The sequence below is a fragment of the Ideonella aquatica genome (assembly GCF_018069755.1).
In the GTDB taxonomy this organism is placed as follows: domain Bacteria; phylum Pseudomonadota; class Gammaproteobacteria; order Burkholderiales; family Burkholderiaceae_C; genus Ideonella; species Ideonella aquatica.
Genome location: NZ_JAGQDE010000047.1, coordinates 1 through 14,163, shown reverse-complemented (window position 1 = coordinate 14,163; position 14,163 = coordinate 1). Strand labels below are relative to the sequence as shown.

Sequence of the window (14,163 nt, the reverse complement as noted above, 5' to 3'; positions counted from 1 at the left end):
GCCGCCACACAGGCCCCCGCGGCCAGGGACGGCACGATGGTTCAGTTCAACACGGTTTATCTGCCTCGGCTGCCCGCCGCGCGCGCTGCCGGCCGTCGGGCTCGGCAGATAAACGCTATCTGTTAGGCGTCTTCGTGGAGATCGTCGCGATGCTCAAGCAGTACGAAGAACTCGCTGTCCTCGAACAGGGTGACGATGGCGCAGTCGTGTCCATTCGTGGACAAGGCGGCCCGTCCGTGCTGCTCGGTGCGCAGTATCTAGGACACTTGGAGCGAGTCGTCGACAGAGCCACGCAGGAGCTTGCTCAGTCACAGGCATTCGCCCACGGCTCTTCACTCGCGCTCTTGTGCAGCGAGATTCAAACGCTGTTAGCTACCTACCGCGAGACCTGTAATAAGTTCGAAGGTGGCCCTCCGCCGACCAAGCTCTTGGCGGAAGCAATCGAAGAACTCGCCGAGATGCGTCGGCTTCTAGGCAGTTCTTGAGCGCGCCATGAGAAGAGGCTGTTCGAGTTCATCGCCGTTCTCAAGCTTGCAAAGGCACGTCGAGAAGACGCCTAACCCTTCGCTGGAACCGACGCCCACCGTCATGGCACTTGGCCCGCTTCCCGGCTTAGGTCATCATCCGTCCAGCGGGCCAAGCGCCATGCCGGCGTGCGCGGCTCAGCTCGAACGTTAGGCCTCGCAGTTCGCCCGCCCAGGCCCCTCTCCGCCCGCCATTCAACACGAGGTTGCGCCCTACACTTGGCCTTGTCTTTGGCGAATGGAGTGCACGATGGATGTCCTAGCCACAATACAGAACGCGATCGAAATCGCAGGCAAACTTCGGAATCTGTCAAAGAAGATTGAAGACGCCGAGTTCCGAATGCTCGTAGCCGATCTCTCGGGCGATTTGGCCGACGCGAAGCTCGAGGTAGCTGATCTAAAGCTGCGGCTGGCTCAATCGCTAGAGGAGAGTCGGCAACTCAACGAGCGCCTGGAGCAGCGAGATGCTTCAAAACCGACGCTCTCCGACGGGGCCTACAAGTTCGAGGGAGAGGATGGCTTGTTCTGCACAGCCTGCTTTGACACACTGGCAAAGAAGGTTCGAGTCACACCGCTAACGGGAGCCTTCAAGACGTTCGGCAAGTGGCGTTGTCCATCATGCAAGGCCACCCTCGCGTAGCGAGGCCTAACCCTTCGCTGGAACCGACGCCCACCGTCATGGCACTTGGCCCGCTTCCCGGCTTAGGTCATCATCCGTACAGCGGGCCAAGCGCCATGCCGGTGTGCGCGGCTCAGCTCGAACGTTGATATGGCTTCTTCCTGTCAAGAGGCAGCAGCGAATTCTCCGCGCAGCGGATAGAGAAGTTGAACCCGTTGCCGGACGGGGAACGCGACGGAGCCCGTTGGATGCCACCCGGTGAGGATGCACGACGGTTGCTCATGCTGATATGCGCGGGTTGGGTACCGCAAGACAGGTGTTCGTCGCAGGGCTGCCTCGGTCTAGGGGCTGAGATAGCGCCGCGCGGCATGTGCCGTGAGGGCTCACCAATAACGTTGCCGAGGGTTCCCTTGATGGCCGTGGTGTATTGACCCAGCAGAACCTGCTCAGTTCAAGCCGCTATTGCATAAGCCTCAGCGGGGGTCCTCATGTTCAGCGCCTGATGTGGGCACCGGTGGCTGCAGACGCGGAACCCCAACCCGGCACTAGGCTGGTCGGCCGGAGTGGTCCATCATCCTGCCCTTCAACAGACTCCACGGGTCGAACCATGCATGACGCCGCTGAGCCGGATGATCTTGGCTTTCGCATCCGGTCTCGGAAGAACGGCGACCTTGAGATCCTGCACCGCGGGCGTGTGGCCTCCACGCTGCGTGGCGGCGATGCCGAGGCCTTCCGGGCCGAGATTGACGCACTGGACCCCGCCGAGGCGCAGCAGTGGATGGCCCGCGTCACCGGCAACTACAAGCGCGGCAACGAGCGGCTGGCCAGCCAGCATCCCAGGAACCGGCGCTGAGCGCCGCTGCGTGCGCTGGGCCGCAGGCCGTGGGTGGTGGCACACTCATCCTGTCGAACTCCGGACAGTCCATGGCCACCTCACGCGCTGCGCCCCGCCGCCCTGCCGCCGCCCCATCCAAGCCGAAGCCGATGCTGCGCGACGTGGCCAACCTCGGTCCCAAGTCCGAGGCGGTGCTTCGGCGCGTGGGCATCAGCACCATGGGCCAGCTGCGCGAGTTCGGCTCGGTGGCGGTCTACTGCCGTGCCAAGGCGCTGGAGCCCTCGGTCAGTCTCAACCTGCTGTTGGCGTTGGAGGGGGCGCTGCTGGGCGTGTCGTGGCAGGAGGTGGCCAAGGTCCACCGCACCCGCCTGCTGCTGGCGCTGGACGATGCCCAGCGCGATCCGAGAACGCGTTGAGGCAACCCACCCATGGACACAGCACCATGATGACCCCCGGCACCGACGACCGCTCAGACGCGCGGAGCCGGCTGATGGCCGCCTCGCCGGCCCAGGTGTTTGCCGCCATGCGCGATCCCGCCCGCGTGGCGCGCTGGTGGGGCCCGGCAGGCTTTCGCAACACCATCCACACCTATGAGTTCGTGCCGGGCGGCCGTTGGCTGATGACCATGCACGGGCCCGACGGGTCCGACTATCCCAATGAGAGCCGCTTCACGCGACTCGTGCCGGACCAGCTGTTCGAGATCGAGCACCTGGGCGGTCATCACTTCATGCTGACGCTGGAACTGATGGTCCATGCGCAAGGCACCCAGCTGGCCTGGCGCCAGACCTTTGACACGCCTGAGCACTACCGCGCGCTGGCCGAGTTTGTGGCCGTTGCCAACGAGCAAAACCTGGATCGCCTGGCGACCGAGGTGGCGCGAGGCACGGACGCTGTCTGAACCCTCACTGGACCACCGATGACGACGATCCGCTGCCTCACGCCCGCCGATGCCTCGGTGTTCCAGGCCCTGCGCCTGCGCGGCCTGGCCGAGGACGCTGCGGCCTTTGCCTCGTCGTATGAGGAGGAGTGCGACCGCCCGATCGAGGCGATTGAGGCGCAGCTGGCGCCCAAGCCCGATGGCGCCATCTTGGGTGCCTTCGATGGCGACACGCTGCTGGGCGTGGTGGGCCTGCAGCGCGAGGGCATGCGCAAGCTGGCCCACAAGGGCGTGCTCTGGGGCATGTATGTGGCGCCGCCAGGGCGTGGGGCGGGCATCGGGCGGCGCCTGGTGGAAGCGGCGCTGCACCATGCGTGGACACAGCTGCAGCTGGCCCAGGTGAACCTGAGCGCGCTGGCCGGCAACGAGGCGGCGCTGCGGCTGTACCGGTCGCTGGGCTTTGAGGTGTTCGGCACCGAGCGGGACTCACTGCGGATTGGCGACCGCTTCCATGACGAGCATCACCTGGTCTGCCGCGCGCCAGACGCGCTCACGCGCCGCAGTCCAGGGTCTTTGGCCCCGGCTGTGACCAGCATCCCGAGGACGTTGAAGTGAACTGGCTGCAGGTGCGCGTGGAGGGCCCACCGACGCACCACATGTGCACTCAAGGAGCGACCGATGGCCAGCGCATCCAGTGACCTGCCCGCCGTGTTCAGCGCGCTGCGCCAGATCCTGGCGACCCACAGCGGCGGGCTGCTGGTGCAGCGGGACGACGATGATCAGCTTTACGTCGACACCCACCACCTGCAGCCGAACAAGAAACCGCTGTTCTTTGGCGCCGTGCAGCGCAAGAAGGGCACGGTGGCCTTCCACCTGATGCCGGTGTATCAGCGGCCCGAGCTGCTGGGCGCCATCTCGCCCGCGCTGAAGGCGCGGATGCAGGGCCAGTCCTGCTTCCACTTCAAGACGCTGGAGCCGGCGCTGTTCACCGAGCTGGACCGGCTGGTGCAGGCGGGGCGGGCCAGCTACCAGGCGCAGGGCTTTGTCGACTGACGACCCGGATCCGTCCCCTTGGCAGGAACACCCATGAAGATCACCGTCTCCACCGTTGTTGCGGCGCCGCTGCCCGAGGTCTGGCGCGCCTACACCACGCCCGCCGACATCCTGGTGTGGAACACCGCCTCGCCCGACTGGCACACCACGGCGGCCACGGTGGACCTGCGGCCGGGCGGGCGCTTCTCGTCGCGCATGGAGGCCAAGGACGGCTCCTTCGGCTTTGACTTCGAGGGCGAATACACCCGCATCGAGCCGCAGGCGCTGATCGAGTACGCCTTTGGCGACCGCGTGGGCCTGGTGAGGTTTGAGCCGGGCGCCGACGGCGTGCGCGTCACCGTCACCTTTGATGCCGAGAGCACCCACTCCGAGGACCAGCAGCGGGGCGGCTGGCAGGCCATCCTGGACAACTTTGCCCGCCACGTGAGCGCGCCGCGCGCGTCGGCCTGAGCAACTGCGGCTGCGGCGGCGGCCGCAGCGGTCAGATACACCACTGCCGACATCTCGGGGCGGAGGATCCCCGCCGCGGCTGGTGGACTGGCGGGTGGTGGCGCACGGCGACTGCGTCCGCCGGGTATGCTTGGTCGCGCCTGCCCGGTGTTTGGCCGGCGCGTCGACCGCCCCTGCCCTCTGGATCGGAAGGTCTGCCCATGCGCCCACTGTCCCTGCCGCCCCTGCTATCCCTGCCGTCCCTGCTCCTGCTGGTGTCGTCGCTGGCCGCCTGCTCCACCGCGGGGCCGGCCCGCGCTCCCGCGGCGGCTGAGCTGGTGGGGACGTGGCAGGTGGACCTGCGGCCCACGCCCGATGCGCCGCCCTACCTGCAGGCCTTCGTGGTCACGGGGGTGCAGGGCAAGCGCTTCAGCGGCAGCTTCTATGGCACGCCGATTAGCCAGTCCCAGATCAACACCGACTGGGGCGCGGTGCGCATTGCCTTCGTCACGGGCGACGGCTCGGGTGAGTACCACCACTCGGCCGTGCTCAGCGGCAACCGCCTGGAGGGACTGACGCACTCGGTGGGCCGGGACTTCCTGGCCTACTGGTCCGCCACCCGGTAGCGCTGGCTCAACGGCTCAGGCGTTGGTCACGCCTGCGGCCACGTGGCCGGCGGGCACGTGGGGCAGGGCGCCCTGGATGTGGCCGGTCTGGTCGTCGAAGAAGAAATCGGGCTCGAACTCGCGCAGGAAGTCGCCCTTGGGCAGGCCACCCAGGAACAGCGCCTCGTCCACCTCGACCTGCCAGTCCATCAGTGTGCGCACCGCGCGCTCGTGGGCCGGCGCGCCGCGCGCGGTGACCAGCGCGGTGCGGATGCGCATGGCGCCGGGTTCGGCGCGCAGCCGGTGCAGCGCATCGAGCAGCGGCTTGAACGGACCTGGCGGCAGCGGCGTGGCGGCCTTGGCCTGCTCGTGGCGCTGGAAGGCGGGCAGGCCCTCGCGCTGGAAGACCTGCTCGGCCTCGTCGGAGAACAGCACGGCGTCGCCGTCAAAAGCGATGCGCAGCTCGTCCGGGTGGGCTTCGGAGGCGCGCGCGCCGTGCGGGTAGACGCGCGCGGCGGGCGTGCCGGCGGTCAGCGCGGGCCGCACGTCGCCCTCGTGCGCCGACAGGAACAGGTGCGCGCCCAGCGGCCGCAGATAGCGCCAGGGCGGCTGGCCGCGGGTGAACACCCCGCGCTCGATGCCCAACCCGTAATGGGCCGCCGAGCGGAACACGCGCAGGCCCGACATCGGATCATTGCGCGACAGGATCACCACCTCCACCCGCGGCGTGGCGCCGGCATTGAAGGCCAGCAGCTTTTTCACCAGCGAGAAAGCCACGCCTGGCGGCGCCGGCTGGTCCAGGCGCTGCTGCTGCAGCTGCATGTAGGCGCGGTCATCGGCGGCCTCGAAGACGCGGTTCTCGTCCTCGAAGTCGAACAGGGCGCGCGACGAGATCGCGACGACCAGGCGGTCCTGCAGGCTGGCGGGCATGCGATGGATCTTAGGCCAAGGCGGTGGCGGCTCCGGGTTGTCTGCGTGGGCAGCCACGCAGACGAATGCTAACCTTCGCGCCGCCCCGGGCGACCAAGGTGATTGCCGGGCACAGGAGACCGAATGAACCTTGACTGGAAGCGCCGCACGGTGCTGCTGGGCACCCTGCTGATCGCAGTGGCGTCGCACGCGGCGACCATCCCCTTGTTCTCGACCGGCGTCGACGCCGCGGGCCAGAAACTGGCCGGCGGTTCGCCCGATCCGCACTGGACCATCGTCAGCGGGCCGAAGATCAAGCAACCCAGGCCCGCCGTGGTGATGGGCACCTCGGTGGACTACGGTTATGCGCAGTCGGACACCGCCGAGTGGATCTGGGTCAACGCGCAAGGCCTGGGCGGCCTGCGGCCCTACACCTTTGAAGTGCGCTTCAACGTGCCGGCCCGCAAGGTCGACAAGGCCCGTCTGAGCGGCCGCTGGGCGCTGGATGATGTGGGCGTGATCCGCCTGAACGGCCGCAAGGCGGCGGGCACGGGCACCGACCTGTCCACGCCGGCCGACAGCAACTACCTGGTGCTGCACGATTTCAGTGTGGGCCGCGGCTTCGTGGCCGGCGAGAACATCCTGCAGTTCGAGGTGCACGACACGGGCACGCCAGGCGGCCTGGTGGTGGACGCCCTGACGCTCAGCTACTGAGCACCCCCAGGGCCGGGCTGCGCCCGGCCCGCCCTCAGTGCATGAAGCCGATCGCGCTGCGTCGGCCGGCCGGTGCCGGCAGATCGCGCGCCTGCACCGTGCCGCGGCCATCCAGCCGCGCGTTGCCGAAAGCCGTCATCCAGGCGCGGCGCATCTCGCGCGGGGCCATGTCGGCCAGGCGGTCGAGCACCTCGTCTGACGGCTCGGGGTCGAAGCGCTGGCCCCAGTCGTGGGCGGCACGGATGCTGGCGTACAGCCGGCCGGCGATCGCGCGTGCGGCGGCGGCGTCGGGCATCTGCACCTCGTAGACATTCATCCGGTTCAGGATGGGCTCGGGGATGGCGCGCTCGTCGTTGGCGGTGGCCACCCAGATGACCTGGCTGGCGTCGATGGGCACCTCGGCGAACTCGTCGGTGAAGGCCCCGGCGGTGTCGTGCTCCAGCAGGCTGTAGAGCGCGCCCAACGGGTCGTAGGCGTGCTCGCCGCGGGCCTTGTCGATCTCGTCGACCACCATCACCGGGTTGGCGTAGTTGCCGTCCACCAGGGTTTCAAACACCTTGCCTGGGCGCGCGCCTTTCCACTGGCTGGAGGCGCCCGACAGCACCCAGCCGGCGGTCAGCGAGCCCATGCTCATGAAGCCCATGCCGGTGCCCAGCAGCTTGGCCACCTCGCGGGCGAAATGCGTCTTGCCCACGCCGGGCGGGCCCAGCAGCAGCATGGGGGTGATCTCCAGCGCGTCGCGGCTGTCCTCGCACAGCGCCAGCTGGCGCTTCACGTCGTCGAGCACCTCCCCGAAATTGGGCAGCTCGTCATACAGGTGGTGCATCGCCGGCAGGCCCGAGGGCTTGACCTGGAAGCGCTCGGGGCCCTTCTCGAGCATGCGCTCGTAGGTGTGGCGCAGGTGTTCGTGCTCGCGCTCGGGCAGCTTGCCCAGGCGCTTTTCCACCTCGTCGAGGCGGTAGACATGGCGCATGCGGGCGATCGGGATGCGCCCGCCCGGGGGCACGGTGGCGATTTCGTGCGAGGTCGACATCAACAACACCTCCAGACGCTGCAGGCCGGCTGGCCAGGTTGCCAGACTGCGGCATGTGGGGCGTGTACGAAGGCCCGAACAGCGCCGCGATCCCGGCACAGACAATCTAGCAAGTGCCGGGCCCGGCTGCGAATCGGGGTTTACTTCACCCAGGTGTTGAGCTGGATGATGGGCAGCAGCACCGCCAGCACGATCAGCATCACCACGCTGCCCATGGCGACGATCAGCAGCGGCTCGAGCAGCGTGGCCAGTGTCAGCGCGCGGCGCTGCACTTCGGAGCCCAGCTGGCGCGCGGCGCGGTCGAGCATCAGCGGCAGCTGGCCGGTCTGCTCGCCCAGGCGGCTGAACATGGCCAGCAGGCCGGGAAAGCGCTTCTTGCCGGCCAGCGCGCTGGCCAGTGGTGCACCCTCGCGCACCTGGGCCAGCGCGTCCATGGCGTCGGCGCGCATGGCGCGGTTGCCCAGGGTCTCGGCGGCGGCCTGCAAGGCCTTCAGGATGGGCACGCCGGCACCCGCCAGCATGGCCAGCGTGCCGGCAAACCGCGCCGCGTTGTAGCCGCGCGCCAGGCGGCCGAACAGCGGCACGTTCAGGAAGCCGGCATCAAAGCGCTCGGCGAAGGCCGGGTTGCGCAGCGCCATCGCCAACGCGCCGCCGCCGGCGGCCAGCAGCAGCAGCACCGCCCAGCCCCAGTGGCGGACAAAGTCGCTGAGCGCCAGCATGGCCACCGTCAGGCCGGGCAGCGCGCGCTTGCTGCTGATGAACACGCCCGCCACCTGTGGCACCACATAGGTCACCAGGAAGGTGACGATGACCACCGCGATCAGCGACACCACCATCGGGTAGAGCATCGCGCCGACCACCTTGCTGCGCAGTGCCTGGCGCTCTTCCAGGTCGTCGGCCAGGCGCTCCATCACCGCGCCCAGTGCGCCGCTCTGCTCACCAGCGGCCACCACCGCACGGTAGACCTCGTCAAAGTCCTTGGGGCAGCTGGCCATCGCGCGGGCAAAGGGGCTGCCGGCGTTGACCTCGCTCTTGAGGTGGGCGATCAGCTCGCGCTGGCGCGGCTCCTCGGCCTCGTCGGCCAGCGCGGTCAGCGCGCGCTCCAGCGGCAGGCCCGAACCCACCAGGCCGGCGAACTGCCGCGTCCACACCGTCAGGCCGGCGTTGCTGAAAGCCCGGCGGCGAAAGCGCGGGCCGCTGGCGCCGCCGGGGCCGTTGTCGCTGCCGATGGCATCGACCGACAGCGGCACCAGCTGCTGCGCCCGCACCAGCGCCCGCGCGGCCTTGGCGTTGTCCGCCTCGACCAGGCCATGGCGGGCCTTGCCGGCGGCGTCGAGGGCTTCATAGCGGTACGCAGGCATAAGAACTCAGCAGACCCGTCCCGGCGCAGGGCCGCCCCAAGCCGGGACAGCCCCCTTGGGGGGTGGCGAAGACGCGAAGCGGCAAGCCTGGGGGTTCATGTTCAGTCTCTGGTGACCCGGATCACTTCTTCCATGGAGGTGATGCCCTCGGCCACCAGGCGCTCGCCGTCCTCGCGCATGGCCTTCATGCCGCGGGCCTTGGCGGCGGCGATGATCTCGCCTTCGCCGGCACGGTTGTGGATCAGGGCCTGGACCTTGTCGTCCACCACCATCAGCTCATACACGCCGGTGCGGCCCTTGTAGCCGGTGTGGCTGCACTCGGGGCAGCCCACGGCGTTCCAGCGGCCGCGTGGACCGCGCGACTTGCAGTGCGGGCAGAGCTTGCGCACCAGGCGCTGGGCCAGCACGCCCAGCAGGCTGGAGCTGAGCAGGAAGGGCTCGACGCCCATATCGATCAGGCGCGCCACGGTGGACGGCGCGTCGTTGGTGTGCACGGTGGCCAGCACCAGGTGGCCGGTCAGCGAGGCCTGGATGGCGATCTGCGCGGTTTCAAAGTCGCGGATTTCGCCGATCATGATGACGTCCGGGTCCTGGCGCAGGATGGCGCGCAGGGCCTTGGCAAACGTCAGGTCGATCTTGGCGTTGACCTGGGTCTGGCCGATGCCGGGCAGCTCGTACTCGACCGGGTCCTCCACCGTCAGGATGTTGGTGGTGGCGGTGTCCAGGCGGCCCAGGCTGGCGTAAAGCGTGGTGGTCTTGCCCGAGCCGGTGGGGCCGGTGACCAGCACGATGCCGTGCGGCTGCTTGACCAGGCGGTCGAAGTCCTGCAGCACCTCGCCGCTCATGCCCAGGCCTTCGAGCGTGAACTTGGATTCGCTCTTGTCGAGCAGGCGCAGCACAGCGCGCTCGCCATGGGCGCTGGGCAGCGTGGAGACGCGCACGTCGATCGCCTTGCCGCCAATGCGCAGCGAGATGCGGCCGTCCTGCGGCAGGCGCTTCTCGGCGATGTCGAGCTCGGCCATGATCTTCAGGCGGCTGATCAGCGCGGCGTGCAGCGCGCGGTTGGGCTGCACCACCTCGCGCAGGCTGCCGTCCACGCGAAAGCGCACGCTGGAGCTGCGTTCGTAGGGCTCGATGTGGATGTCGCTGGCGCCGTCCTTGGCGGCCTGCGTCAGCAGCGCATTGAGCATGCGGATGATGGGCGCGTCGTTGGCGGCTTCCAGCAGGTCTTCCACCGCCGGCAGCTCCTGCATCATGCGCGAGAGATCGACCGCGCTTTCCACCTCGCCCACCACCGCGGCGGCGCTGGCCTCGCCACCGGCATAGGCGGCGGCCAGGCGCTGGTCGAGCGCGGCGGTGTCCTCGGCCTCGCAGGTGTCCACCGCGTACAGGCGCATCACCTCGCCGATGGCCGACGGCGGTGTGCCGGGAGCCAAGCGCAGCAGCAGCTGCTGGCCGTCGTCCTCCAGCAGCAGGTGGTTGGCCTTGGCGAAGGCGTAGGGCAGGGGGTGGCGCTGGCCCATGTCAGTTCGGCGCGGTCGTGGCCGGGGCCGGCTGGGCCGGGCGGGTGCCGGGCAGCTCGGGCAGCACCGGCGCCTCGTTGATCGGCGTGAGGATGCTCGGCTCGGGCTGGTTGTTGCGCTGGGTGGCGCGGATCACCTCGTAGCGGTCCAGCGCGATGCGGTCGGACGAAGTCTGGTCACGCACCACCACCGGCCGCAGGAAGATCATCAGGTTGCTCTTGACGCGGGTGCGGCTGTCGTTGCGGAACAGGTTGCCCAGGATGGGCATGCTGGCCAGGCCGGGCACGCGGCCGTCGCTGTCGGTGAACTCGTCCTTCATCAGGCCGCCCAGCACCATCATCTGGCCGTCGTCGACCACCACGGTGGTCTCGACCGCGCTCTTGTCGGTGATCAGACCCGAGGTGGTGTTACTGTTGACCGAGGAGTTCTCCTGGTAGATGGTCATGCGCACCGTGCCGCCTTCGCCGACCTGGCTCTTGACGCGCAGCGTCAGGCCCACGTCCTTGCGCTCGATGGTCTGGAAGGGATTGGTGGCGCCGCTGCCGGTGCCGGTGTTGGTGAACGAGCCGGTGATGAAGGGCACGTTCTGGCCGACGACGATCTTGGCTTCCTCGTTGTCCAGCGCCAGCAGCGTGGGCGTGGACAGGATGTTGGCGCCGGCCTGCGTTTCCAGGAAGCGCGCCAGCGTGCCCAGCGTGTAGACGCCGTTGAGCTTGTTGATGAAGCCGATGTTCAGGCCCTGGCCCGGCACGGTCACGCTGGTGGTGGAGCCGCTGGTGGCGGCGGTGGCGCCGCCCAGCGACAGGTTGATGATGTTGTTGCCGCCGGTGCCGAAGTTGGTGCCGGCGACGATGCCGCGGGTGTTGGCGCTGTTGGACAGCAGGCCCTGCCACTGGATGCCGAAGTCAGCGGTCTTGCTGGCGTCGACCTTGACGATCATCGACTCGACGAAGATCTGTGCGCGGCGGGTGTCGAGCTGATCGATCACCTGGCGCAACTGGCGGTAGACCGGCTCGGGTGCCGAGATGATCAGCGAGTTGGTGGCCGGGTCGGCCTGGATCTGGCCGCCGGTGGACGGCCGCGCCGAGGCCGCCACCGGGGTGGTGGCGGCGGCACTGGCGCCGCCGGTGCCGGACACCCCGGACGAGCTGGCGCTGGTGCTGCTGCCGGTGCCGGCGATCGAGCTGGCGCGGCTGCCGCCGTCCAGGCCGGTCAGGCTGCTGCTGCTGCCGCTGGAGCCCGCTCCGGCGCCGCTGGTGGCGCTGGCCAGCACCGCACGCAGCACCTCGGCCAGCTTGGTGGCGTCGGCGTTCTTCAGGTAGACCACGCGGATCTGGCCGGCCGGGCCGCCGTCGGCGATCGGCCGGTCGAGTTTCTCGATCAGGGCCTTCACGGTGGCCAGGCGCGCCGGGTTGGCGGCGCGCAGGATCAGCGAGTTGCTGCGCGGCTCGGCCATCACGCTGGTGGCCGAAGCCTGCGACTGTGCGGCACCGGGCACGCCGGGGGTGGGGCTGGACTCGGAGAGCTTTTGCACCAGCGGCTGCAGCTCGGAGGCCAGCGCGTGCTTGAGCGTCACCACCTCGACCTCGGAGGCCGCCGGCTGGTCCAGCGCGGCGATGATCTTGGCCAGGCGCTGCAGGTTGTCGGCGTAGTCGGTGATGACCAGCGTGCCGTTGCCGGCGTTGGCGTTGATGGTGTTGTTGGCGCTGATCAGCGGCCGCAGGATGGCGACCAGGCTGTTCGGGTTCTCGTGGTTGAGGCGGAAGATCTGCGTCAGGATCTGGTCGCCGCGCGCACTGGGCGCGCCGATCGACACCGTGCCGGCCTGCAGTTTGGCCTCGGCCTCGGGCACCACCTTCAGCAGGCCGGCGTTTTCCACCACCGTGAAGCCCAGGCCGCGCAGCGCTGCCAGGTAGCTGCGCCAGGCCTCTTGCGGCGGCAGGGCCTTGTCGGACGTGATGGTCAGCGAGCCCTTGACGCGCGGATCAACCAGGATCTGGCGGTCCAGCATGGTGCCGATCGCCCGCGAGACCATCTCGATCTCGGCGTTGACGAAATTCAGCGTGACCGGCGCCTTGGCACGCGTGCTGGGCATGGGCAGGTCGCCGTCGGCCGCCTGCGCGGGCCAGGCCAGCGCGAGCGCCAGCGCCAGGGCGCCGTGGCGGAGGGAGGAGTGGTGGAGCATGGCCATGGTCACCCGATCGAGAGACGCGACAGCGCGCCTTCGCGCCGTCCGATGATGTTGAGCAAGTTGTTCAGCGCGGCTTCCTGGCCCGGTGCGGCCGAGGCTTCGCCGCGCAGGCGCAGGCCCTGGGCACCGATCTCGCCCTGGCCGCTCAGACGCAGCGCGCCGTCCAGCGTGGACAGTTGCAGCGCGACGCGCCGCTCGCCCTGCGGTGCCAGCAGCAGCTGGTAGCTGCCCAGCGGTTCAATGGTGGACAGGCGCGAGCTGAACTGCAGCAGCTCGACACGCGCCTGGCCTTCCAGGCGCCAGCCCTGGGCGTCGCTGTCGACGCGCAGGCCGCTGCTGCTGGACAGGCGCAGCTCGCCGCCGGGCCGCAGGGTGTTGAGCGGCGCGCCCAGGCCGGCCAGCCAGGCGGCCGGCCAATGGCCCAGCGCACCGGCGGCGCCCTGCAGCTCAAAGCGCTGCCGGCCCCAGCCGACCTGCCAGTCGATCTGCAGCGGGGCGTCGATGTGGCCAGGCTGCTGCAGCTGCCAGCGCAGGCCCAGCCAGGTGGGGCGGGTGCGCCAGTGCAGCCGCGCCGGCAGCACCGACGCATCGCGCGAACCGGCCGGGCCGGCCAGCACCGGCAGCGCGCTGCCCTGCCAGAGCGTGCCCTGCGGGTCGACCAACTGCACGCGGTCCTGGCTGAGGCGGGCCACGGCCTGCGCCAGCCAGGCGGCCGGCGCCTGTGAGACCAGCCCGGCGGCCAGACCCAGCAGTGCGCCCAGCGCCGCCCAGGCCCACACGCGCGGTGCGCGGCCGGTGGCCGCAGACACGCTGCGCAGCCGGGGAGACAGGCTGGGGCCGCGACGCATCATGGCGCGGCGCTCGCCGGCAGGCTGACCACCACCTGGCCGCTCAGGCCGGCCTGGCTGCGGCTGAGCTGCATGTCGATCGGGCGCGCGCGGGCACCGCTGCGCACCTCGGCCAGCCAGGCGGTGAGAGCGGCCGGCGACAGGTCGGTGAGGTTCAGCGTGGCGCGGTCGGCCACCACATTGAGCTTGACCTTGCTGCCCAGGCGGTCAGTGGCGGCCTTCAGGGCCAGGCGCGACTGCTCGGCGCTGACGGGCGGCAGGGCCTTGAGTTCGCGGGCCTCGGCGGCCAGGCGCTGCATGCCCAGGAACTGGGCCTCCAGCGCCTCGCGCTGGGGCGGCACCTCGCGCCAGGTGCGCCAGGCCGGCTGCAGGCCGACGAACCACAGCAGGCCCAGCAGCAGCACCGCGCCGGCCAGGCGCACCAGGGTCTGCTCACGCGGGGCCAGCGTGGCCCAGCGGGTTTGCAGCGGCAGCATCAGCGGCTTCATTGCGCATCCTCCGCACCCGGGGTCGGGCTTTGGCGCGGTGGCGGCAGCGGGCGGGCCGCGCCGCCCGGCATGGACGCGCCCATGGGCGGTGCCGGCGGGGCCATGCCCGGTCCGACGGGGCCGGGCGGGCGCGCTGCCGGCGCGGCCGCGGCGG

At 69.7% G+C, this 14,163-nt stretch carries 17 protein-coding genes; 10 read left to right on the top strand and 7 right to left on the bottom strand.

From position 1 onward, the window contains the following. The 9 genes from KAK06_RS23700 to KAK06_RS23660 all read left to right on the top strand — a co-directional run. Positions 1-485: hypothetical protein (locus KAK06_RS23700; protein WP_210804643.1), on the top strand; the 485-nt coding region annotated here is incomplete at its 5' end. A 289-nt stretch (positions 486-774) separates the two neighbouring features. Continuing rightward, positions 775-1,164 (top strand): hypothetical protein, encoded by a 390-nt coding sequence (locus KAK06_RS23695; protein ID WP_210804642.1) that lies wholly within the window; start codon positions 775-777, stop codon positions 1,162-1,164. A 586-nt stretch (positions 1,165-1,750) separates the two neighbouring features. Continuing rightward, positions 1,751-1,996: a hypothetical protein gene (locus KAK06_RS23690; protein ID WP_247653096.1), complete on the top strand. Its 246-nt coding sequence runs from the start codon at positions 1,751-1,753 to the stop codon at positions 1,994-1,996. Positions 1,997-2,067: 71 nt separating this feature from the next. Continuing rightward, positions 2,068-2,394: a TfoX/Sxy family DNA transformation protein gene (locus tag KAK06_RS23685; RefSeq protein WP_210804641.1), complete on the top strand. Its 327-nt coding sequence runs from the start codon at positions 2,068-2,070 to the stop codon at positions 2,392-2,394. 74 nt (positions 2,395-2,468) lie between these two features. Continuing rightward, entirely contained in the window at positions 2,469-2,876 is a 408-nt protein-coding gene (locus tag KAK06_RS23680; protein ID WP_247653095.1) for an SRPBCC domain-containing protein, read from the top strand. An 18-nt stretch (positions 2,877-2,894) separates the two neighbouring features. Further along, positions 2,895-3,470 carry a GNAT family N-acetyltransferase gene (locus KAK06_RS23675; protein WP_210804640.1) on the top strand — a complete coding sequence of 192 codons (576 nt, stop codon included), beginning with the start codon at positions 2,895-2,897 and terminating at the stop codon, positions 3,468-3,470. Between the two features lie 63 nt (positions 3,471-3,533). Next, entirely contained in the window at positions 3,534-3,908 is a 375-nt protein-coding gene (locus KAK06_RS23670; RefSeq protein WP_210804639.1) for a hypothetical protein, read from the top strand. Between the two features lie 33 nt (positions 3,909-3,941). Beyond that, positions 3,942-4,358: an SRPBCC family protein gene (locus KAK06_RS23665; RefSeq protein ID WP_210804638.1), complete on the top strand. Its 417-nt coding sequence runs from the start codon at positions 3,942-3,944 to the stop codon at positions 4,356-4,358. A gap of 200 nt (positions 4,359-4,558) precedes the next feature. After that, a complete protein-coding gene (locus tag KAK06_RS23660) occupies positions 4,559-4,963 on the top strand; it encodes a hypothetical protein (RefSeq protein ID WP_210804637.1) in 405 nt (134 codons plus the stop codon). Between the two features lie 15 nt (positions 4,964-4,978). Here the strand turns inward: KAK06_RS23660 and KAK06_RS23655 are convergent, their stop codons facing one another. After that, a complete protein-coding gene (locus KAK06_RS23655) occupies positions 4,979-5,872 on the bottom strand; it encodes a 5'-nucleotidase (RefSeq protein WP_210804636.1) in 894 nt (297 codons plus the stop codon). A 123-nt stretch (positions 5,873-5,995) separates the two neighbouring features. On the opposite strand from KAK06_RS23655, the gene KAK06_RS23650 reads away from it, so the two are divergent. Next, complete coding sequence (locus KAK06_RS23650; protein WP_210804635.1) at positions 5,996-6,565, top strand: hypothetical protein; 570 nt, start codon at positions 5,996-5,998, stop codon at positions 6,563-6,565. A gap of 34 nt (positions 6,566-6,599) precedes the next feature. On the opposite strand, the gene KAK06_RS23645 is transcribed toward KAK06_RS23650, so the two are convergent. The 6 genes from KAK06_RS23645 to KAK06_RS23620 all read right to left on the bottom strand — a co-directional run bounded on the left by KAK06_RS23645 (position 6,600) and on the right by KAK06_RS23620 (position 14,009). Beyond that, entirely contained in the window at positions 6,600-7,598 is a 999-nt protein-coding gene (locus KAK06_RS23645; protein WP_210804634.1) for an AAA family ATPase, read from the bottom strand. 140 nt (positions 7,599-7,738) lie between these two features. Next, positions 7,739-8,959 (bottom strand): type II secretion system inner membrane protein GspF, encoded by a 1,221-nt coding sequence (gene gspF, locus KAK06_RS23640; protein ID WP_210804633.1) that lies wholly within the window; start codon positions 8,957-8,959, stop codon positions 7,739-7,741. Positions 8,960-9,060: 101 nt separating this feature from the next. Continuing rightward, positions 9,061-10,482 carry a type II secretion system ATPase GspE gene (gspE, locus tag KAK06_RS23635; RefSeq protein WP_210804632.1) on the bottom strand — a complete coding sequence of 474 codons (1,422 nt, stop codon included), beginning with the start codon at positions 10,480-10,482 and terminating at the stop codon, positions 9,061-9,063. Between the two features lies 1 nt (position 10,483). Beyond that, positions 10,484-12,667 carry a type II secretion system secretin GspD gene (gene gspD / locus KAK06_RS23630; protein WP_247653094.1) on the bottom strand — a complete coding sequence of 728 codons (2,184 nt, stop codon included), beginning with the start codon at positions 12,665-12,667 and terminating at the stop codon, positions 10,484-10,486. 8 nt (positions 12,668-12,675) lie between these two features. Then, positions 12,676-13,524: a type II secretion system protein N gene (gspN, locus tag KAK06_RS23625; protein ID WP_247653093.1), complete on the bottom strand. Its 849-nt coding sequence runs from the start codon at positions 13,522-13,524 to the stop codon at positions 12,676-12,678. Beyond that, positions 13,521-14,009, bottom strand: coding sequence for a type II secretion system protein M (locus tag KAK06_RS23620; RefSeq protein WP_247653092.1), 489 nt, complete (start codon positions 14,007-14,009; stop codon positions 13,521-13,523). The genes gspN and KAK06_RS23620 overlap by 4 nt, the downstream gene beginning before the upstream one ends. Between the last annotated feature and the right edge of the window lie 154 nt (positions 14,010-14,163).

Excerpts from the sequence above, each read along its gene's own strand:
- KAK06_RS23695 (WP_210804642.1), top strand. The coding sequence starts at position 775 with ATGGATGTCCTAGCCACAATACAGAACGCGATCGAAATCGCAGGCAAA.
- KAK06_RS23690 (WP_247653096.1), top strand. The coding sequence starts at position 1,751 with ATGCATGACGCCGCTGAGCCGGATGATCTTGGCTTTCGCATCCGGTCT.
- KAK06_RS23685 (WP_210804641.1), top strand. The coding sequence starts at position 2,068 with ATGGCCACCTCACGCGCTGCGCCCCGCCGCCCTGCCGCCGCCCCATCC.
- KAK06_RS23680 (WP_247653095.1), top strand. The coding sequence starts at position 2,469 with ATGGCCGCCTCGCCGGCCCAGGTGTTTGCCGCCATGCGCGATCCCGCC.
- KAK06_RS23675 (WP_210804640.1), top strand. The coding sequence starts at position 2,895 with ATGACGACGATCCGCTGCCTCACGCCCGCCGATGCCTCGGTGTTCCAG.
- KAK06_RS23670 (WP_210804639.1), top strand. The coding sequence starts at position 3,534 with ATGGCCAGCGCATCCAGTGACCTGCCCGCCGTGTTCAGCGCGCTGCGC.
- KAK06_RS23665 (WP_210804638.1), top strand. The coding sequence starts at position 3,942 with ATGAAGATCACCGTCTCCACCGTTGTTGCGGCGCCGCTGCCCGAGGTC.
- KAK06_RS23660 (WP_210804637.1), top strand. The coding sequence starts at position 4,559 with ATGCGCCCACTGTCCCTGCCGCCCCTGCTATCCCTGCCGTCCCTGCTC.
- KAK06_RS23655 (WP_210804636.1), bottom strand. The coding sequence starts at position 5,872 with ATGCCCGCCAGCCTGCAGGACCGCCTGGTCGTCGCGATCTCGTCGCGC.
- KAK06_RS23650 (WP_210804635.1), top strand. The coding sequence starts at position 5,996 with ATGAACCTTGACTGGAAGCGCCGCACGGTGCTGCTGGGCACCCTGCTG.
- KAK06_RS23645 (WP_210804634.1), bottom strand. The coding sequence starts at position 7,598 with ATGTCGACCTCGCACGAAATCGCCACCGTGCCCCCGGGCGGGCGCATC.
- gspF (WP_210804633.1), bottom strand. The coding sequence starts at position 8,959 with ATGCCTGCGTACCGCTATGAAGCCCTCGACGCCGCCGGCAAGGCCCGC.
- gspE (WP_210804632.1), bottom strand. The coding sequence starts at position 10,482 with ATGGGCCAGCGCCACCCCCTGCCCTACGCCTTCGCCAAGGCCAACCAC.
- gspD (WP_247653094.1), bottom strand. The coding sequence starts at position 12,667 with ATGCTCCACCACTCCTCCCTCCGCCACGGCGCCCTGGCGCTGGCGCTC.
- gspN (WP_247653093.1), bottom strand. The coding sequence starts at position 13,524 with ATGATGCGTCGCGGCCCCAGCCTGTCTCCCCGGCTGCGCAGCGTGTCT.
- KAK06_RS23620 (WP_247653092.1), bottom strand. The coding sequence starts at position 14,009 with ATGAAGCCGCTGATGCTGCCGCTGCAAACCCGCTGGGCCACGCTGGCC.